Origin of the sequence: Clavibacter sp. B3I6, assembly GCF_030816895.1 — a bacterium.
GTDB lineage: Bacteria > Actinomycetota > Actinomycetes > Actinomycetales > Microbacteriaceae > Clavibacter.
The window spans coordinates 1298709-1320081 of the sequence record NZ_JAUSYL010000001.1 but is presented as its reverse complement, the minus strand read 5'-3'; the positions used below and the strand labels follow the sequence as shown (position 1 = coordinate 1320081).

General features: G+C 72.3%; 12 protein-coding genes and 1 other RNA gene. 12 read left to right on the top strand and 1 reads right to left on the bottom strand.

Annotation, left to right across the window (positions count from 1 at the left end; translation table 11 throughout):
* Window positions 1–310 precede the first annotated feature (310 nt).
* Window positions 311–964, bottom strand: a complete 654-nt coding sequence (locus QFZ62_RS06160; RefSeq protein ID WP_307503063.1) for an SDR family oxidoreductase — start codon at window positions 962–964, stop codon at window positions 311–313.
* Between the two features lie 85 nt (window positions 965–1049).
* Between QFZ62_RS06160 and ffs the strand changes: the two genes are divergently transcribed.
* The 12 genes from ffs (at window position 1050) to QFZ62_RS06100 (ending at window position 21317) form a co-directional block, all read left to right on the top strand.
* Window positions 1050–1146: signal recognition particle sRNA small type (gene ffs / locus QFZ62_RS06155), an RNA gene on the top strand.
* A gap of 78 nt (window positions 1147–1224) precedes the next feature.
* Window positions 1225–3342 (top strand): phosphate acetyltransferase, encoded by a 2118-nt coding sequence (pta, locus tag QFZ62_RS06150; RefSeq protein WP_307503059.1) that lies wholly within the window; start codon window positions 1225–1227, stop codon window positions 3340–3342.
* A 56-nt stretch (window positions 3343–3398) separates the two neighbouring features.
* On the top strand, window positions 3399–4589 hold the full coding sequence (locus tag QFZ62_RS06145; protein ID WP_307503056.1) for an acetate/propionate family kinase: 1191 nt from the start codon (window positions 3399–3401) through the stop codon (window positions 4587–4589).
* A 461-nt stretch (window positions 4590–5050) separates the two neighbouring features.
* Window positions 5051–10669 (top strand): hypothetical protein, encoded by a 5619-nt coding sequence (locus QFZ62_RS06140; protein ID WP_307503053.1) that lies wholly within the window; start codon window positions 5051–5053, stop codon window positions 10667–10669.
* Window positions 10670–10875: 206 nt separating this feature from the next.
* A complete protein-coding gene (locus QFZ62_RS06135; RefSeq protein WP_307503050.1) occupies window positions 10876–11721 on the top strand; it encodes a DUF5819 family protein in 846 nt (281 codons plus the stop codon).
* Window positions 11718–12911 carry an HTTM domain-containing protein gene (locus tag QFZ62_RS06130; RefSeq protein WP_307503047.1) on the top strand — a complete coding sequence of 398 codons (1194 nt, stop codon included), beginning with the start codon at window positions 11718–11720 and terminating at the stop codon, window positions 12909–12911. Before QFZ62_RS06135 ends, QFZ62_RS06130 begins: the two co-directional genes overlap by 4 nt.
* 45 nt (window positions 12912–12956) lie before the next feature.
* Window positions 12957–15383: a DNA polymerase III subunit gamma and tau gene (locus QFZ62_RS06125; RefSeq protein ID WP_307503044.1), complete on the top strand. Its 2427-nt coding sequence runs from the start codon at window positions 12957–12959 to the stop codon at window positions 15381–15383.
* Between the two features lie 6 nt (window positions 15384–15389).
* The gene (gene recR / locus QFZ62_RS06120) at window positions 15390–15989 is read left to right on the top strand and encodes a recombination mediator RecR (protein ID WP_307503041.1); all 600 of its coding nucleotides are present in this window, start codon (window positions 15390–15392) and stop codon (window positions 15987–15989) included.
* Window positions 15990–16113: 124 nt separating this feature from the next.
* Complete coding sequence (locus QFZ62_RS06115) at window positions 16114–17379, top strand: aspartate kinase (RefSeq protein WP_160469838.1); 1266 nt, start codon at window positions 16114–16116, stop codon at window positions 17377–17379.
* A 28-nt stretch (window positions 17380–17407) separates the two neighbouring features.
* Window positions 17408–18502, top strand: coding sequence for an aspartate-semialdehyde dehydrogenase (locus QFZ62_RS06110; RefSeq protein WP_307503036.1), 1095 nt, complete (start codon window positions 17408–17410; stop codon window positions 18500–18502).
* 87 nt (window positions 18503–18589) lie between these two features.
* A complete protein-coding gene (locus QFZ62_RS06105; RefSeq protein WP_307503034.1) occupies window positions 18590–20068 on the top strand; it encodes a malate:quinone oxidoreductase in 1479 nt (492 codons plus the stop codon).
* A gap of 70 nt (window positions 20069–20138) precedes the next feature.
* On the top strand, window positions 20139–21317 hold the full coding sequence (locus QFZ62_RS06100; RefSeq protein WP_307503031.1) for an Rv2578c family radical SAM protein: 1179 nt from the start codon (window positions 20139–20141) through the stop codon (window positions 21315–21317).
* Window positions 21318–21373: the final 56 nt, after the last annotated feature.

The following is a 21373-nucleotide window of genomic DNA, read 5'->3' as shown; positions in this document are numbered from 1 at the left end:
GGAAATCGGCTAGTGAGCCAGCACACTGCCTGTTACTTATCGGAAGCCCCGCGGAAATAAGTAGTCGGCACTGTGGGGGACCCGTCCCGACGCTCCTAGCGTGGGTCACGTCCGGGCATGGGGATGCTCCGGACGGTGCGCACGGCGCACGATGCGGTGACGCGCGGGAGGACGACGGCTTCGGGTGCCGTCGGCCCGAGGCGTCTCCGCGGCACGACCCGGGTGCCTCAGCAGCCCGGAAGCGATGACGGCCCCCTCCGGGGAGGAGGGGGCCGTCATCAGGACGAGCGCCCGGCGCTCGGGCGGTGGTCTAGTAGCGGAGTCCCGCGAGAGCCTCGGCGACGGGCTCCTCGCCCGAGACCGCCTCGAACTGGACGCGGACGCCCGTGCCGTCGATGAGCGCGGTCGCCACGATCTCGGCGACGTCGGCGCGGGGGATGGTGCCGCGGCCCGTGGAGGTGCCGACCTGGATCCGGCCGGTGCCCGGCTCGTCCGTGAGACCCCCGGGGCGCACGATGGTCCAGTCGAGGTCGCGTGCCCGGAGGTCGGCGTCGGCCTCGGACTTGGCGCGCTGGTAGATCTCGTAGGTGTCGTCGCTGTCGGGGTCGAAGCCGTCGACGGCCATGGCGGAGATCATGACGTAGCGGGTGACGCCCGCGCGCTGGGCCGCGTCCGCCAGCAGGATGGCGCCGTCGCGGTCGATGGTGAGCTTGCGCTCGGGGCCCGAGTCGGGCCCGCCGCCCGCCGCGAAGACCACGGCGTCGGCGCCCTGGAGCGCCTCGGCGACCTGGCCCACGTCGCTCTTCTCGAGATCGAGCACGAGGGCCTCCGCGCCCGCCTCGGCGAGGTCGGCGGAGTGGTCGGGGTTGCGGACGATGCCGACGGGCTGGTGGCCCGCGTCGGCGAGGCGTCGTTCGAGCAGTCGGGCGATCTGGCCGTGTCCTCCGGCGATGACTATGCGCATGCGCTCCACGGTACGCGCGCTTCGTGACCGGCTCCTGGGCGGCGACGCCCCGACCGCCGGGCTCCGCGCGTCGGGTACACTGGGCGACGGCTCCTCGCGTGGTGCCATCCAGGTGAATTCCCCCAGGGCGGAGACGCAGCAAGGGCAGCCGGGCTCTGGCAGGTGCGCGAGGGGTCTTCTCCTTTTAACACGCACACGAGCCCGCGTCCGTGCAGCCCGGACCCGGCCGCCGTGCAGGCGACGCCCATAGGCTGGCGAGCATGGCTCGGAGCATCTACATCACGTCCGCCGAAGGGCACTCGGGCAAGTCGACGGTCGCGCTGGGCGTGCTCGACACCCTCACCCATCAGATCCAGCGCGTGGGCGTGTTCCGTCCCATCGCCCGCTCCATCGTGGAGCGCGACTACGTGCTCGAGGCGCTGCTCTCGCACGACGGCGTGGACCTCGACTACGACGAGTGCGTGGGCGTCACCTACGACGACGTGCACGCGGATCCCGAGGCCGCCCTCTCCCGCATCGTCGAGCGCTACAAGGCCGTCGAGGCGAAGTGCGACGCGGTCGTCATCGTCGGCAGCGACTACACCGACGTCGGCAGCCCCACCGAGCTGTCCTTCAACGCGCGCATCGCGGCGAACCTCGGCGCGCCCGTGCTGCTCGTGCTCACCGGCCGGCGCACCGACGAGTCCGGCGGCCGCAGCCCCGACGAGATGCGCCAGATCGCCGACCTCGCCATCCCCGAGCTCGTCACCGCGCACGCGGGCCTCCTCGGCGTCGTCGTGAACCGGGCCGACCCCGACGCCCTCGAGGCGATCACGGCCGCCATCCCCGCCGCGGTGCCCGTCTCCCTCCAGGCGCAGGACCCGCACGTGCCCGTGTGGGCGATCCCGGAGGACGCGTTCCTCGTCGCCCCCACCGTCGCCGAGCTGCTCGCGGCCGTCGACGGCGAGCTCGTCAAGGGCGACCCCGCGCTCCTCAGCCGCGAGGCGCTCGGCGTCGTCGTCTCCGCCATGTCGATGGAGAACGTCCTCGCGCGCCTCACCGAGGGCGCCATCGTCGTGATCCCCGGCGACCGCAGCGAGGTCCTCCTCGGCGTGCTCACCGCCCACGCCTCCGAGACCTTCCCGACGGTCGCGGGCATCGTGCTGAACGGCGGTTTCGCGCTGTCGCCCACCATCGAGACGCTGGTCTCCGGCCTCGACCAGACCCTGCCGATCATCTCCACGGAGCTCGGCACCTACGAGACCGCGAAGCGCATCACGCAGACCCGCGGCCGGCTCTCGCCCGAGTCCGCCCGGAAGATGGACACGGCGCTCGCCGCGTTCGAGCAGCACGTGGACACGTCCCGGCTGCTGGAGCTCCTCGACGTCAGCCGCTCCGACGTGGTCACGCCGCTCATGTTCGAGTTCGGCCTCATCGAGCGCGCGCGGAAGGCGGGCAAGCGCATCGTGCTGCCCGAGGGCACCGACGACCGCGTGCTGCGGGCCGCCGGCACGATCCTCCGCCGCGGGATCGCCGACGTCACGATCCTCGGCGAGGAGATCGAGGTCCGCTCGCGCGCCATCGGCCTCGGCATCGACATCGGCCGGGCGACCGTGCTCAGCCCGTTCGACGCGGTGCTCCGCGAGCGGTTCGCCGAGGAGTACGTCCGCCTGCGCGCCCACAAGGGCATGGTGCTCGACATCGCGCGCGAGACCGTCACCGACGTCTCCTACTTCGGCACGATGATGGTGCAGCTCGGGCTCGCCGACGGCATGGTCTCGGGCGCCGCGCACACGACCGCGCACACCATCCGGCCGGGCTTCGAGATCATCAAGACCATGGACGGCGTCTCCGTCGTCTCCAGCGTGTTCCTCATGGCGCTCGCCGACCGCGTGCTCGTCTACGGCGACTGCGCCGTGAACCCGGATCCCACGGCCGACCAGCTGGCGGACATCGCGATCTCGTCGGCCGCCACCGCGGCCCAGTTCGGCATCGAGCCGCGCATCGCGATGCTGTCGTACTCGACGGGGGAGTCCGGTGCCGGCGCCGACGTCGAGAAGGTCCGCCAGGCCACGGCCCGCGTGCGGGAGCTGCGCCCCGACCTCGCGGTCGAGGGCCCCATCCAGTACGACGCGGCGGCGGACGCGGCGGTCGCGGCGACGAAGATGCCCGACTCGCTGGTCGCGGGCCGCGCGACGGTGTTCATCTTCCCCGACCTCAACACGGGCAACAACACCTACAAGGCCGTGCAGCGGTCGGCCGGCGCCGTGGCCATCGGGCCCGTGCTGCAGGGACTCCGGAAGCCCATCAACGACCTCTCGCGCGGCGCGCTCGTGCAGGACATCGTCAACACCGTCGCCATCACCGCCATCCAGGCCGAGGGGATCCAGGCGGGCTGAGCCCGTCCCGTCCTCGCCGCCGTCCTCCCCGTCCGCCGCACCCGTCAGGAGCCCCCGTGCCCGTCGTCCTCGTCGTCAACTCCGGATCGTCGTCCTTCAAGTACCAGCTGATCGAGATGGAGACCGAGTCCGTGCTCGCGTCCGGTCTCGTGGAGCGCATCGGCGAGGGGACCGGGGCCACCCGCCACAGGGCGGGCGGCGACTCGTCCGTGCGCGAGCTGCCCATCGCCGACCACACCGCCGGGTTCCAGGCGATGCTGGACGCGTTCGCCGAGCACGGGCCGTCGCTCGAGGAGAACCCGCCGGTCGCGGTCGGGCACCGCGTGGTGCACGGCGGGGACGTGTTCGTCGAGCCGACCGTGGTCACCGACCGGGTCAAGGCCGACATCGACGACCTCTCCGCGCTCGCGCCGCTGCACAACCCCGGCGCGCTGCAGGGCATCGAGGCGGCGCAGACCGCGTTCCCCGACGTCCCGCACGTCGCCGTGTTCGACACCGCGTTCCACCAGACGCTGCCCCCGGAGGCGTACACGTACGCGATCGACCGCGAGCTCGCGGCCGCGCACCGCATCCGCCGCTACGGGTTCCACGGCACGAGCCACAAGTACGTCTCGGAGGCCGCCGCCCGACTGCTCGGGAAGCCGCTCGAGGAGACGCGGATCATCGTGCTGCACCTCGGCAACGGGGCGTCGGCCGCGGCCGTGCAGGGCGGCCGATCCATCGACACGTCCATGGGACTCACCCCGCTCGAGGGCCTCGTGATGGGGACGCGCTCCGGCGACATCGACCCCGCGATCCTCTTCCACCTGGCCCGCCACACCGACCTCGGGCTCGACGACCTCGAGACGCTGCTCAACCGGCGGAGCGGGCTCCTCGGCCTCACCGGGCTGGGCGACATGCGCGACGTGCAGCGCGCCGCGGCCGACGGCGACGAGGCCGCGCAGACCGCGCTCGGGGTCTACCGCCACCGTATCCGCCACTACGTCGGCGCGTACGCGGCCCAGCTCGGCGGCGTGGACGCGGTCGTGTTCACCGCGGGCGTGGGCGAGAACAACCCGCTGGTCCGCCGCCGCTCCCTCGCCGGCCTGGGGTTCATGGGCATCGGGATCGACGACGACCGCAACGAGCTCATCTCGTCCGAGCCGCGCTTCGTGAGCCCCGAGGGCTCGCCCGTCGCCGTGCTCGTGATCCCCACGGACGAGGAGCTCGAGATCGCCCGGCAGTCGCTCGCGGCGACGGCCGGCTGAGCGGCTCCCACGCACCTCCGCGGACGCCCCGCAGCCGAACGGCACCGCTCCCCGAGGCCCGTGATCCCCCCGGATCGCGGGCCTCCGCCGTGCCCTCCGCCGTGCCCTCCGCCGTGCCCTCCGCCGTGCCCTCCGCCGTGCCCTCCGCCGTGCCCTCCGCCGTGCCCTCCGCCGTGCCCTCCGCCGTGCCCTCCGCCGTGCCCTCCGCCGTGCCCTCCGCCGTGCCCTCCGGCGCACGACTCCCGGTAGTGCCACTGGGGCGACTACTGGTCCCGCCGCCCAGTCCCCACGTACCCGCAGACCAGTGCCCCGCAGTGTTGTCGCCCCGGAACGCGGATGACACGCTCGTGAGGTCCGGGGGGACGGGTGGGGGCCACCTCTCGGTGATGACGCACGTCCGCACGCCCTTCGGGCGTCGCCGGCCGGCCATGCAATCGAGGGGATCCAACATGGCACTACACATGCCCAGGCGCAGAAGCAGCCTGGCGACCGCGACGGCCTTCGGGCTCACCGCGGCCCTCGTGACGTTCGGGGGCGCCCTGCCCGCGAACGCCGCGGTGGGGGACCAGTCCGAGGCGGAGGCGCGTCTGATCACGCTGTCCGGCCTCGCACCGCTCGTCGACACGGGCGGCGCCTACACGGCGTACGCGCCCGGCGGCACGCCGAACCCGACGAGCCTCGACGGCCCGCTCGAGGCGTCGGTCCTCGCCCAGCTGCTCACCGCCCAGGTGGGCGGGAACGTGCAGCTCGGTCAGATCCTCCGCCTGGACCAGACGGCGCAGGTCGGCGTCGTGCAGCAGTACTCCTCGAGCGGCACCGCGGGCGCGACCGCCGCCGCCGGCGCCGTCTCCGACACGGGCGCCCTGTCGGTCGGGAACGGCACGGGCCGTGGCGCGACCCTCGACCTCGGCCCCACGCTCCAGGCGGCCGGGGTCTCCACGGTGCTCTCCGACCTCGACCTCGAGCTCGGCGCCATCGCCGCCAGGGCCACGGACGGCGGCGCGGGCACCCCCACCTCCGAGTACAGCGTCGGCCAGGGCAGCGCGCGCCTCGTCAGCCCGGCCGTCAGCGGCCTCGCGACGAACCTCACGACAGTGGTGAACGGCCTCGTCCCCGGGATCCAGACGGGCGTGAACATCTCGCCGACCTCGACCGGTCTCCTCGACGGGATCCTGACGCGGGTGCTCGGCACGCCGCTCCTCGACGTCACCGGGACCACGCAGACCATCACGGCCACGGTCGACACCCAGGCGGCGGTGAACGCGGCCATCGCGACGCCGCTCGTCAGCGGCCCGGTCACGCTCGACATCCGGACGGGCACCATCACGCTCGACCTGGACGCGATCCAGACCCTCGACGGCCAGGCGCCGAACACGCGCGTCCTGACGACCGCCGTGCTCACGCAGGCGGTCAACGCAGCCCTCACGGCGATCCTCACGCAGGTCCTCCCGGACCGGCTCCTCGAGGCGGTCCTCGACTCCACCCGCGTGCAGGCGAAGATCACGGCGAACATCGGGACGCCGGGCATCCCGGGCATCCCGCCGCTCACCCCCGCGATCCCCGGTGTGAACCTCGGCGCCGTCGTCATCAACCTCGACACGACGCTCGCCAACCTGGTGAGCCCCACGGGTCCGGGCAACTCGACGCCGGTCATCGACCTCGCGGGCACGCAGCTCCTCACGCTGGACCTGGCGAACCTCACGCAGCCGCTGATCAGCGGTCTCACCTCGGGTCTCCTCCCGCAGCTCGACACCGACAACAGCAACGTCCTCACCCGGGCCGGGGTCGTGACGGGCCTGACCGACGCGACAGCCGGCGTGCTCGCCGCGGTCGCTCCGGTCCTCGCCGCGGTCGACTCGGTGGTGCGCCTCACGGTCAACGCGCAGTCCACCCCGGGCGACTTCGCCGACGCGGAGGGCCTCGACGCCGGATCCTTCTCCGTGAGCGCCATCCGCGTGGCCCTCCTGCCGCTCGCGAACGGAGCGACGCTCGACCTGTCCACCGCGACCGTCCGGGCGGACGCCGCGGCCGTGGAGCCCGACCAGCAGGTCGTGATCACCGCCCCCACCCCGGGACAGGCGTTCCCGGCCGGCACCACCTCGGTGGCGGTCTCGGGCACCGCGACCCCGGGGGCCCTCGTCACCGTGATCGCGGGCGACCGGACGCTCACGGACACCGCGGACGCGGGCACGGGCGCCTACTCGGTCACCTTCACGGGCCTCCCGTCCGGAACCTTCTCCGCCACCGCGCGGCAGACGGTCGACGGAGCCGCGGTCGGCCTCCCCACCTCGGTGACCTTCTCCATCGCAGCTCCGGCAGCCGATGCGGACACGGCGGACGCGGACATCCTCGACCTCATCGACGGTGGCCTGGACCTCCTCGACGCAGACGCGGCTGACCTGGACGCGCTGGACATCGACGTGATCGACGCGGTCGACGCGCTGGATGTCGACACGACGGACCTGGACGGCACGGATGTCGACACGATCGACACCGGGGCTGATGTCCTCGATGTCGTGGATGTGGCTGATGTTGTGGTCGACGCGGGTGCTGATGTGATCGACGCGGGTGATGTCCTGGACATCGACGGTGCTCTGGACATCCTCGACGCGGACGCCGCTGACCTGGACGCGCTCGACATCGACGTGATCGACGCGGTCGACGCGCTGGATGTCGACACGACGGACCTGGACGGCACGGACGCCGACACGATCGACACCGGGGCTGATGTCCTCGATGTCGTCGATGTGGCTGATGTTGTGGTCGACGCCGGTGCGGATGTGATCGACGCGGGTGATGTCCTGGACATCGACGGTGCTCTGGACATCCTCGACGCGGACGCGGCTGACCTGGACGCGCTCGACATCGACGTCATCGACGCGGTCGACGCGCTGGACGTGGACACGACGGACCTCGACGGCACGGACGCCGACACGATCGACACCGGGGCCGACGTCCTCGATGTCGTCGATGTGGCCGATGTCGTGGTCGACGCGGGTGCCGATGTGATCGACGCCGGTGATGTCCTGGACATCGACGGTGCTCTGGACATCCTCGACACCGACGCGGCCGACCTGGACGCCCTGGACATCGATGTGATCGATGCCGTGGACGCGCTGGACGTGGACACGACGGACCTGGACGGCACGGACGCGGACACGGTCGACGTGATCGTGGACGCCGGTGATGTCCTCGACATCGACGGTGGCCTTGACATCCTCGACACCGACGCGGCCGACCTGGACGCCCTGGACATCGACGTGATCGATGCCGTGGACGCGCTGGACGTGGACACGACGGACCTGGACGGCACGGACGCGGACACGATCGACACCGGGGCCGACGTCCTCGACGTCGTCGACGTGGCCGATGTCGTGGTCGACGCCGGTGCCGATGTGATCGACGCCGGTGATGTCCTGGACATCGACGGTGCTCTTGACATCCTCGACACCGACGCCGCTGACCTGGACGCGCTCGACATCGACGTGATCGACGCGATCGACGCGCTGGATGTCGACACGACGGACCTCGACGGTACGGACGCGGACACGGTCGACGTGATCGTGGACGCCGGCGATGTCCTCGACATCGACGGTGGTCTCGACATCCTGGACACGGACGCTGCTGACCTGGACGCGCTCGACATCGATGTGGTCGACGTGGTCGACGCGCTCGATGTCGACACGACGGACCTGGACGGCACGGACGCGGACACGGTCGACGTGATCGTGGACGCCGGTGATGTCCTGGACATCGACGGCGGCCTCGACATCCTCGATACCGACGCGGCTGACCTGGACGCCCTGGACATCGACGTGATCGACGCGGTCGACGCGCTGGATGTCGACACGACGGACCTCGACGGCACGGACGCGGACACGATCGACACCGGGGCCGACGTCCTGGACGTCGTCGACGTGGCCGATGTCGTGGTGGACGCGGGTGCTGATGTGATCGACGCCGGCGATGTCCTCGACATCGACGGTGCTCTGGACATCCTCGACGCGGACGCTGCTGACCTCGACGCGCTCGACACCGACCTGATCGACGCAGTCGACGCGCTCGATGTCGACACGACGGACCTCGACGGGGTCGACACCGACCTCGTGGATGCTGACGCGGACGTCCTGGACCTGGACGGCACGCTCGATGTCCTCGACGTGGATGCTGCTGACCTCGACGCACTGGATGTCGACGTGGTCGACGCCGTGGACGCGCTGGACGTGGACGCGACCGACCTCGACGGACTGGACACCGACGCGGTGGACACGGACGCCGACGTCGTCGTGGACCTGACGGACGTGGTGGACGCCGGTGATGTCCTCGACATCGACGGCGGCCTCGACATCCTCGACACGGACGCCGCGGACCTCGACGTCCTCGACGCCGACGTCATCGACGTGGTCGACGCGCTGGACGTGGACACGACGGACCTCGACGGGGTCGACACCGATCTCGTGGATGCCGACGCTGACGTCCTGGACCTGGACGGCACGCTGGACGTGCTCGACGTGGACGCCGCCGACCTGGACGTGCTGGACGCGGACGTGGTCGACATCGTGGACGCGCTGGACGTGGACGCGACCGACCTCGACGGGATCGACACGGACCTCGTGGACGCTGACGGTGCCGACGTGGTCGTGGACGTCGCCGACGCCGGTGATGTCCTCGACATCGACGGCGGCCTGGACGTGCTCGACGTGGACGCCGCCGACCTGGACGTGCTGGACGCGGACGTGGTCGACATCGTGGACGCGCTGGACGTGGACGCGACGGACCTCGACGGGGTCGACACCGACCTCGTGGACGCCGACGCCGATGTCCTGGACCTGGACGGCACGGTCGACGTGCTGGACACGGACGCTGCGGACCTGGATGTGCTCGACGCCGACGTGGTCGACGCGGTGGACGCCCTCGATGTGGACGCGACCGACCTCGACGGGGTCGACACCGACACCGTGGACGCCGATGGTGCTGACGTGGTCGACGCTGACGGTGCTGATGTGGTCGATGTGGTCGATGCTGATGTGGTCGATGCTGATGGTGCCGACGTGGTCGATGCTGACGGCACGGATGCGGTCGACGTGGTGGACGCTGACGGTGCCGATGTGATCGACGCTGACGGCACGGATGCGGGCGACGCAGTCGATGTAGATGGTGCCGACGTGGTCGACGCTGACGGTGCCGACGTGGTCGATGCTGATGGCACGGATGCGGTCGATGCTGATGGCACGGATGCGGTCGACGCTGATGGTGCTGACGTGGTCGATGCTGATGGCACGGATGCGGTCGACGCTGACGGCGCCGATGTGGTCGATGCCGATGGCACGGACGCGATCGACGTGGTCGACGCCGACGGCACCGACGTGGTCGATGCTGATGGCACGGACGCGGTCGACGTGGTCGACGCTGACGGTGCCGACGTGGTCGACGCTGACGGTGCCGACGTGGTCGACGTGGTCGATGCTGACGGCACGGACGCGGTCGACGTGGTCGACGCTGACGGTGCCGATGTGGTCGACGCTGACGGTGCCGACGTGGTCGACGCTGACGGCACCGACGCGGTCGACACCGACGGCACCGACGGAGACGCCGACGGCGGATCCGACGGCGGCGACCAGCTCACCGTGGCCACGGTCCTGTTCACGCAGATCGTCCGCGGCACGGGCGTCGTGCAGCAGGTGACCGCGACCGGGTTCACGCCCGGCGAGACGGTCTCCGCCACGGTGAACTCCACGCCGATGCCGCTGACGCCGCAGATCGCGCCGGCCGACGGACGGGTGGTCTTCACCTTCCCGATCGGCGCGGACTTCGAGCTCGGACAGCACTCGGTGGACGTCACGGGCAGCCAGTCCGGACCGGCCGACCTCCCGAGCACGCAGTTCTCGGTGATCGGGCAGACGGTCCCGGCCGGCCAGCCCGGCACCCCGATCCGCGGCGGGAACGGCGGCTACGGCGGCGGGATCCTCCCGGTGACGGGCGGCGAGGCCGACGGTCCGCTCCTCCTCGGCGGCATCGCGCTCCTGATGATGCTGACGGGCGCCGGTGCCCTGCACCGCGGCCGCAGCCGTCGGGCTTGACGCACCGCGCATGACAGGACGGGCGGGCGCCCCGGCAGCTGCCGGGACGCCCGCCCCGTCCTCTCCCGCAGGACCAGCACGACAGCACGACGGCACGACACGCACAGCACGACACGCACAGCACGACAGCTCGTCACGACGTCACCGAGCACCACCCGCATCCCGCACCAGCAGGACCCACCCGACGCACGAGGGGGACGGCGAACATGACCGACACGATCCATCCGCACGACACCGAGACGGACCTCCAGGATCCCCAGGGCGATCCGCCGGTCCCTCCCGCTCCGACCGAGCCGACGGCGCGCCCGCCGCTGACCCGCGGCGCCCGCATCGGGTCGGCCGTCGCCGCCCTCGTCGTCGCGGTCTACATCGCCACCACGATCCTCATGGTCATCCCGCAGAGCAGCACGACACGTGCGCTCACGGCCCCGGCCCGCCCCTACTTCGGTCAGCAGTGGAACGTGTTCGCCCCCTCGATCCAGAAGACCAACCGCTACCTCCAGATGCAGGCGCAGTGGCGCGACTCCTCCGGTGCCCTGGTGAAGAGCGAGTGGGTGGACATCACCGACGCCGAGTACGAGTCCGGCGACGGCGACATCCAGGCGTCGCGCACCAACAAGCAGAGCGCGAACCTGCTGAAGACCTACAGCACCCGCTTCCAGGCCCTCAGCGAGGAGCAGCGCCGCGTGGTGCAGGACACGTTCATCCGCCGCACCGACGACGGGTTCGCGGCGAAGACGCCCGCAGCCCTCGTCGAGCAGCTCACGGGCCTCGCCGACGGCACGACCGGCCGGGTCGTCTCGTTCCTCCGCTACGACTACGTGATGAAGGAGTTCACGACGTACTGGGGCACGGCCTTCTTCGGCCGGGACATCGAGCGGGTCCGCTGGCGCGTGGTCACGACGCGGCCCAACGACTTCGAGCACCGCCTCGACGAGGAGCGCCAGTACACGCCGTCGGCCCGCACCTTCGGGTGGCGGCACGTCGACGACGTCATCGATCCGCAGGCGCTCAGCGCCTACCAGGGAGTGGTGGAGAGGTACGCACGATGAGCACCCGCACGAACGACACCCGGCCCGTGGACAGCCCCGTCCCGGCCTCCGCGCGACCCGGGCCCCGCGCCCAGGCGGCAGCCCGCGTCCGGCAGGTGATGCAGGACCGCGAGCTGATCCGGGTGCTCCGTCATCCGGCGGGCTGGCCCCGCGGCGTCGCCACCTGGATGACCGAGCGCGAGCACGCGACCTACAGCTTCGCCGCGCTGCGCATCACCCTCGGCTCCGTGATCCTGCTCGTGCTCGTCACGTGCTTCGCCGACCGGCACTACCTCTGGGGTGTCGGATCCCGCTTCATCGACCCCGAGGCCACCCGCCGCGCCTGGCCGCCCTTCTTCACGGGCCTCTTCTCGAAGACGGACGCGACGCTGTTCGACCTCGCGTACCTCGCGCTGGCCGTGCTCGCGGTCCTCTTCACGCTCGGCTGGCGCACGCGCATCGTGACGCCGTTCCTCCTGCTCCTCTGGATCGGCCTGTCCACGAACAGCACGCTGCTGACCAACGGCGGCGATACCGTCATGCGCCTGACGCTGTTCTTCGCCCTCTTCGCGGACCTGTCCCGTCACTTCTCGCTCGACGCCGTCCGCCGCCGTCGCGAGGCGGAGCCGGGAGCACGCGGTCCGGCCGCCGCCGTCGTCGCCGCCCGACGCGTCGCCGCGCGGATCCCGAGGCTCCTGAAGGTGCTGCTGCACAACACCGCACTCGTGCTCTGCGCGTACCAGATCATGCTCATCTACGTGAACTCCGCCATCCTCAAGCTGCAGGGGGAGGAGTGGCGGGACGGCTCCGCCACCTACTACTCGCTCGTCATCGACGGGTACCGCCCCTGGCCGTGGATCAACGACCTCCTCGCGCAGGCGAGCCTCGGCGTCGTCCTCGCGAGCTTCGCCGCCGTGGTGTTCCAGGGCCTCTTCCCGCTGCTGATCCTCTGGCGGCCCACCCGCATCGTCGCGCTCGTGGTCATCACGGGCATGCACGTGATGATCGGGGTCCTGCTCGGGCTCTGGCCGTTCTCGCTCGCGATGATCGCGCTCGACTTCCTGTTCGTGCGCGACGCCACCTGGCGCGAGGGGCTCGCGCTGCTCGGCCGCTGGCGCAGGGGCGCCCCCGACCGGATCCGCGGCCTGCGCGACACGCGCGCCCGCCGCTCCTCCCCAGCCGCGGCGATCGCGGCCCCGACCGAGGGCTGACCCGAGGCGGCGGCACGGTCGGGGGTGCCCGGTATCCTCGGGATCGTGGTCACCGCCCTGTATCGCCGTTATCGGCCAGAGAACTTCGCCGAGCTCATCGGCCAGACGCAGGTGACGGATCCGCTGCGCACGGCGCTCCGCACCAACCGCGTCAACCACGCCTACCTCTTCAGCGGTCCGCGCGGCTGCGGCAAGACCACGTCGGCGCGCATCCTCGCGCGCTGCCTGAACTGCGCCGAGGGCCCCACCGACACCCCGTGCGGCGTCTGCCCGAGCTGCGTCGAGCTCAGCCGCGACGGCAGCGGGTCGCTCGACGTCGTCGAGATCGACGCGGCCAGCCACAACGGCGTCGACGACGCGCGCGACATCCGCGAGCGCGCGGTCTTCGCGCCGGCGCGCGACCGCTACAAGATCTTCATCCTCGACGAGGCGCACATGGTCACGCCGCAGGGCTTCAACGCGCTGCTCAAGATCGTGGAGGAGCCGCCGGAGCACGTGAAGTTCATCTTCGCGACGACCGAGCCCGACAAGGTCATCGGCACCATCCGCTCCCGCACGCACCACTACCCGTTCCGTCTCGTGCCGCCCGCGCAGATGCTCGACTACGTGGAGCACCTCTCCACGGAGGAGCACGTGCAGGTCGCGCCGGGCGTCCTGCCGCTCGTCGTGCGCGCCGGCGGGGGATCGGTGCGCGACACCCTGTCGCTCCTCGACCAGCTCATCGCGGGCTCCGAGCACGAGAGCGTCGAGTACGAGCGCGCCGTCGCGCTCCTCGGCTACACGCACGCCGCCCTGCTCGACGAGGTCATCGACGCGGTCGCCCGGCACGACGCGGCCGCCGCGTTCGCCGGCGTCGACCGGGTCATCCAGACCGGCCAGGATCCGCGCCGCTTCGTGGAGGACCTCCTCGAGCGCCTGCGCGACCTCATCATCGTGGGCGCGACCTCCGCCGAGGGCGCGGCCGCCGTCCTGCGCGGCACCCCGGAGGACGAGCTCGAGCGCATGCGCGCGCAGGCCGTGGCCTTCGGCGCCGTCGAGCTGTCCCGTGCGGCCGACGTCGTCAACGCCGCGCTCACCGAGATGACCGGCGCCACCTCGCCGCGCCTCCACCTCGAGCTCCTGGTCGCCCGCGTGCTCGTGCCCGCCAGCGACGACACGCACCGCGGCGCCCTCGCGCGCGTCGAGCGCCTCGAGCGCCGGGTGGGCGTGGCCGACGCGGGAGCGGATCCGACGCCCGCCGCCCCGGTCGCCCGCGCGGCGGCTCCTGCCGCAGCGCCCGCTCCCGCCGCCGCCGCCGCGCCTGCCGTCACCGCTCCGGCATCTGCCGCGCCGACGCCCGACGCGCGCGCGGAGGCTCCGGCCGCCGCCCCGCCTGCCGCGCCCTCCCGCTCGGCCGCCTCCGCTCCCGCGACCCCCGCGTCGCCCGTCGGGCCGGTCACGTTCGAGCAGCTCCGGGACTCCTGGCCGTCGGTCGTCGAGGCCGTCGAGAAGGCCAAGCGGAGCGCGTGGCTCGTCGCCGTCACGGCCATGCCGCGCGCTCTCGCGGGCGACGTGCTCACGCTCGGCTTCATCAGCGCCAACGACGCCGAGAAGTTCAAGGAGCGCGGCGCCCCCGGGCAGGGCGTCAGCGACATCCTGCGCACCGCGATCCTCGACGTGCTCGGCCTCCGCGTGAAGTTCATCGCGCGCGTCGAGCCGCACGGCGGCAGCGCGGCCCCCGCCTCCACCGGCGGATCCGCGCCCGCGGCCCCCGCCTCGTCCCCGCCGGACGCCTCCCGTGCCCCGGCCTCGCGGCCGGCTGCGGGCGGCTCCCGCACCAGCGCCGCCGCCGCCCCGCCCTCCGCGCCGCCCGTGGCTCGGGCGACCGCGGGCTCCGCACCTCCCGCGGCGCCCGCCACGAAGGCCCCGGCGAAGACCGCACCGGCCGGTGGCGGATGGGCCACCGTGGCCATCCCCACCTCCGATCCCGGCGCGTCGGAGGCCCCCGCCGATCGGCGCGCGCCCGCCTCCCGCCCGGATCGCCCGGCGGCCCCCGCGGCGTCCGCTCCTGCCGCTGCCGCTGCCGCTCCCGCCGCGGCCTCGCCCGCCCCGGCGCGCGCGTCCGCCGCTCCCGCGCGCGGATCCGCCGTGGTCCCCGACGCGCACGTCCCCGACTTCGAGGAGCCCGAGCCCGACGAGTTCGGTCCCGCCGAGCCCGGCTGGGCCACGGGCGCGGCGAGCCCGGACGCGGCCCCGCCGGTGTCGCGCCCCGCGCCGGCCCCCCAGCGGCAGTCGGCCCCCGCCGCCGATCCGGCCGCCCGTCCGGATCGCGCACCCGCCGCTCCGCCCGCCCGGGCCACGCCCGCGCCCGCCGCCGCACCCCAGCGGTACGGCGAGTCCGTCGTCCGCGAGATCCTGCAGGCGAGCTTCATCGAGGAGAAGCCCGTCGAGCGCAAGGCCCGCCCCACCATCCGCCCCACAGGTCAGGACTAGCGCCGCATGTACGAGGGAATCGTCCAGGAGCTGATCGACGAGCTCGGCCGCCTGCCGGGCATCGGCCCGAAGTCCGCCCAGCGCATCGCGTTCCACATCCTGCAGACGGAGACGTTCGACGTCTCGCGCCTGGCGGAGGTGCTCACGGTCGTCCGCGACAAGGTGCGCTTCTGCGCCATCTGCGGCAACGTCAGCGAGCAGGAGACCTGCGGCATCTGCCGCGATCCCCGCCGCAGCCCCGCGACCATCTGCGTGGTCGAGGAGGCCAAGGACGTCGTCGCCATCGAGCGCACGCGGGAGTTCCGCGGGCTCTACCATGTGCTCGGCGGGGCCATCAGCCCCATCGACGGCATCGGACCGGACGACCTCCGCATCCGCCAGCTCATGCAGCGCCTCGCGGACGCCACGGTCACCGAGGTCATCATCGCCACGGACCCGAACCTGGAGGGCGAGGCGACCGCCACGTACCTCTCGCGGCTGCTCTCCACCTTCGACATCCGCGTCACGCGCCTCGCCTCCGGCCTGCCGGTCGGCGGCGACCTCGAGTACGCCGACGAGGTCACCCTCGGCCGCGCCTTCGAGGGCCGGCGCCTCGTGGGGGAGTGACCCCGGCGGCACGTCGCCCCGCGCACTGCCCGGCGCGCACCGTCACACGGCGGGCCCGCCGTGACCCCCGCCCTAGAATCGACATCCGGGCCGCCCGCGCCCACCCGAGACCCAGGAGTCGCCCGTGAGCCTCATCGTGCAGAAGTTCGGCGGATCGTCGGTGGCCGATGCCGAGAGCATCAAGCGCGTCGCGAAGCGCATCGTCGCCACGCGGAAGGCCGGCAACGACGTGGTCGTCGCGGTCTCAGCCATGGGCGACTCGACCGACGAGCTGCTCGACCTGGCGCACGAGGTCACGCCCATCCCCGCTCCGCGCGAGCTCGACATGCTCCTCACCGCCGGCGAGCGCATCTCCATGGCGCTGCTGGCCATGGCCATCAAGAGCATGGGCTACGACGCCCGCTCCTTCACCGGCAGCCAGGCCGGCATGATCACCGACGCCCAGCACGGCGCGGCCCGCATCGTCGACGTCACCCCCGGCCGCGTCCGCGACGCGCTCGGCGAGGGCGCCATCGCCATCGTCGCCGGCTTCCAGGGCTTCAACCGCGGCACCGGCGACATCACCACGCTCGGCCGCGGCGGTTCCGACACCACGGCCGTCGCCCTCGCCGCGGCCCTCGGCGCCGACGTCTGCGAGATCTACACCGACGTCGACGGCATCTTCACCGCCGACCCGCGCGTCGTCCCGCTCGCCCGCAAGATCGACCGGATCACGAGCGAGGAGATGCTCGAGCTCGCGGCATCCGGCGCGAAGGTCCTCTACATCCGCGCCGTCGAGTACGCCCGCCGGCACGGCGTCCTGCTGCACGTCCGCTCCTCGTTCACGCACAACGAGGGCACCATCGTCTACAACCCCACGGATGGAGAGAATGTGGAAGAGCCCGTCATCGTCGGCGTCGCCGCCGACCTCAGCGAGGCCAAGGTCACGATCGTCGGCGTCCCCGACGTCCCGGGCAAGGCCGCGCAGATCTTCACCATCGTCGCCAAGACCGGCGCGAACATCGACATGATCGTCCAGAACGTGTCGGCCGCCGCCACGAGCCTCACCGACATCTCCTTCACCCTGCCGAAGTCCGAGGCGCAGCGCGTGCTCACGGTCCTCGCCGCGGAGAAGGACGAGGTCGGGTTCACGGGCCTCCAGCACGACGACCAGATCGGCAAGCTCGCCCTCGTCGGCGCCGGCATGCGCACCAACGCGGGCGTCTCGGCGCAGCTGTTCACCGCGCTGTCCGACGCCGGCATCAACATCGAGATGATCTCCACCAGCGAGATCCGCATCTCCGTGGTCACCCGTGCCGACACCATCGACGAGGCCGTCCGCGTCGTCCACCACGCCTTCGGCCTCGACGCGGACGACGTCGCCGTCGTCCACGCCGGCACCGGCCGCTGACCCGCACGCCCGCCAGGAGGAGACACCCGTGACCGACACCGCCCCCACCGGATCCGCCACCCCCGCCGCCGAGGGAGCCGGCCTCCGCGTCGGCGTCGTCGGCGCCACCGGGCAGGTCGGCGCCGTCATGCGCCGCCTGCTCGAGGAGCGCGCGTTCCCCCTCGCGGAGATCCGGTTCTTCGCCTCCGCGCGGTCCGCCGGCTCCACGCTGCCGTTCGCCGGGCGCGACGTCGTCGTGGAGGACGCGGCCACCGCCGACCCCACGGGCCTCGACATCGCGCTCTTCTCCGCGGGCGCCACCACGTCCCGGGCCCAGGCGCCGCGCTTCGCCGAGGCGGGCGTGCTCGTCATCGACAACTCGAGCGCCTGGCGCATGGACCCCGACGTCCCGCTCGTCGTCTCCGAGGTCAACCCCGAGGCCATCGCCGACGCCCGCCGCGGCATCATCGCGAACCCCAACTGCACGACCATGGCCGCGATGCCCGTCCTCAAGGTCCTGCACGAGGAGGCCGGGCTCACGCGCCTCGTGGTCAGCACGTACCAGGCCGTCTCCGGATCCGGCCTCGTCGGCGCCGAGGAGCTCGCGGGCCAGACGGAGGCCGCGATCGCGCAGGGGCCGGATACGCTCCGCCGACTCGTTCACGACGGCCGCGCCGTCGAGATGCCCGAGCCCGCCGTGTACCAGCGCCCCATCGCGTTCGACGTGATCCCGCTGGCCGGCAGCATCGTCGACGACGGCCTGTTCGAGACGGACGAGGAGAAGAAGCTCCGCAACGAGAGCCGCAAGATCCTCGGCCTCCCGGAGCTCCTCGTCAGCGGCACCTGCGTCCGCGTGCCCGTGTTCACCGGCCACTCGCTGTCAATCAACGCCGAGTTCGCCGCGCCGCTCAGCGTCGCGCGGGCCACCGAGCTGCTGTCCACGGCGCCCGGCGTCGAGCTCTCCGACATCCCCACGCCGCTGCAGGCGGCCGGCACCGATCCGAGCTACGTCGGCCGCATCCGCGCCGACGAGGGCGCGCCGGAGGGCCGCGGTCTCGCGCTGTTCATCAGCAACGACAACCTCCGCAAGGGCGCCGCGCTCAACGCCGTGCAGATCGCCGAGGTCGTCGCGGCCCGTCGCTGATCCCTCCCCTGCCCGCGCACGGAAGGGTGCCCGTACCATCCCTGGCCGCTCCGGAGGGGCCTCGGAGGGCGGGCGTACACTGATCCGGTGAGTGAATCAGCGGAACCGGTAGACGTCGTCCTCGTCGGCGGCGGGATCATGAGCGCGACGCTCGGGACCCTCATCAAGCAGCTCGAGCCCGACTGGACCATCCAGATCTTCGAGCGCCTCGGCGAGGTGGCGATGGAGTCCAGCAACCCGTGGAACAACGCGGGAACGGGCCACGCCGCCCTCTGCGAGCTGAACTACACGCCGGAGAAGGACGGGAGGATCGAGATCGGGTCCGCGACCCGCATCAACGAGCAGTTCCAGCTGTCCCGCCAGTTCTGGGCCCACCTCGTCACGGCCGGCGCCGTGCCGGAGCCCAAGGAGTTCATCAACCCCACCCCGCACATGACCTTCGTGCGCGGCCAGGAGAACGCGGAGTACCTGCGCCGCCGGTTCGACGCGCTCCGGGCGCACCCGCTCTTCGCGGACATGGAGTACTCGGAGGACCCCGCGGTCATCCACTCCTGGGCCCCGCTCCTCGTGCTGCAGCGCGACAAGTCCGAGGTCATCGCGGCCACGCGCTTCGAGGGCGGCACCGACGTCGACTTCGGCGCGCTCACCCACAAGCTCGTCGACTACCTCACCGAGCACGGTGCGGCCCTGCACCTCAACCACGACGTCCGCCGCATCTCGCGGAACGCGGACGGCACCTGGCACCTCGACGTCCGCAAGGAGGTCGGCCGCTCGACCGTGCGCGTCGACGCGAAGTTCGTCTTCATCGGCGCGGGGGGCGGCGCCCTGCACCTGCTGCAGAAGGCCGGCATCCCCGAGATCAAGGGCTTCGGCGGCTTCCCCATCAGCGGCGAGTTCCTCCGCACCGACGACCCGACGATCGTGGCGCAGCACCAGGCGAAGGTCTACGGCAAGGCCGCCGTCGGATCCCCGCCCATGTCGGTCCCGCACCTCGACACCCGCGTGGTCGACGGCCAGGCGTCGCTGCTGTTCGGCCCCTACGCCGGCTTCAGCCCGCGCTTCCTCAAGAAGGGCTCGCTGCTCGACCTCTTCACGTCGATCCGCCCGCACAACATCATCCCGATGCTGGCGGTCGCGAAGGACAACCTGAGCCTCATCAAGTACCTCGTCGGCCAGCTGCTCGCCTCCAAGGAGACGAAGTTCGACGCGCTCCGGGAGTTCATGCCCACGGCGGACCCGAAGGACTGGTACCCGATCACCGCGGGCCAGCGCGTGCAGGTCATGAAGAAGGACGCCAAGAAGGGCGGCGTGCTGCAGTTCGGCACCGAGGTCGTCGCCGCGGCCGACGGCAGCATCGCGGGCCTCCTCGGTGCCTCGCCGGGCGCCTCCACGGCCGTGCCGATCATGCTCGACGTCCTCGAGCGCTGCTTCCCGGACCGCATGGACGGATGGCGGAGGCCCCTCGTCCGCATGATCCCGAACTACGGGACGCTCGTCGCCTCCGACCCGCGGAAGACGCCGCGGATCGTCGCGGAGACCGCCGAGGTCCTCGAGCTCCAGCACTGACGGGACGGGCGGGTGGGCGCATCCCGCCCGCCCGCTCGCGCTCCGTTCGAAAGTGTGTTCGAATGAGCGCATGAGATGGAGCGCGCAGAGGCTGTCCGACGCGAGTGCCGACGCCCTCCCCGGGCTCGCGCGCCTCAGCAACCTCGTGCAGAGCGTCCGCACCCCGGAGTTCCAGGGCGTGACGTTCCACGAGGTGCTGGCGAAGTCGGCGCTCAACCGGGTGCCGGGGGAGTCGAAGGTCATGCCGTACGGCTGGACCATCAACCCCTACCGCGGGTGCACCCACGCCTGCGTCTACTGCTTCGCGCGGCCCACGCACGAGTACCTCGACCTCGACGGCGGGCGCGACTTCGACGACCAGATCGTGGTCAAGGTCAACGTCGCGGAGGTCCTCGCCCGGGAGCTCGCGAAGCCCACCTGGACGCGCGACGCGGTCGCCCTCGGCACCAACACCGACCCGTACCAGCGCGCGGAGGGCCGGTACGCCCTCATGCCGGGCATCATCGCCGCGCTCGCGTCGTCAGGCACCCCGCTGTCGATCCTCACCAAGGGCACGCTCCTCCGCCGCGACCTGCCCCTGCTCCGGGAGGCCTCCGCGACCGTCCCCGTCGACCTGGCCATGAGCATCGCCGTGCTCGACGACGACCTGCAGCAGTCGGTGGAGCCGGGCACGCCCACGACCGCCGCGCGCCTCGCCACGGTCACGGCGATCCGGGAGGCGGGCCTCGACTGCACCGTCTTCATGATGCCGATCCTCCCCATGCTCACCGACTCCGTCGAGCACCTCGACCACGCGCTCGCCCGCATCCGGGCGGCCGGCGGCACGCGGGTCCTCTACTCGGCGCTGTACCTGAAGCCGGGCGTCAGGGAGTGGTACCTCGAGTGGCTGGAGCGGGAGCGGCCGGAGCTCGTGGGCCGCTACCTCGACCTGTACGCGCGCGGCGCCTACGCACCGGCGGCGTACCGGCAGTGGCTGAAGGCGCGCATGGACCCGCTGGTGCGGCGGCACGGGCTCGGCGGCGGTCGGGTGGATCCCCGCACCGGCGGGGTCCTGTCCCGGGCGGACCTGCCCGGCCTCGAGGGCCGCGCCCCCGCCGACCGGCCGCGTCCCGGCTGGAGCCAGGAGGGCGCCGACAGCCGCGCGGTCACGAGCCGTGGTCGCGGCAGCTGGACCGGGGCCCGCGCGCCCGGCCCGCTCGTCACCGCGGCGCTGCCGGCCGGCCCCGCCACGCAGGCCACGCTGTTCTGAGCGGGCTCCGGCCGGTCGCCCGGTCGTCGCCTGTCGGGTGTCCGGGGACGCACCCG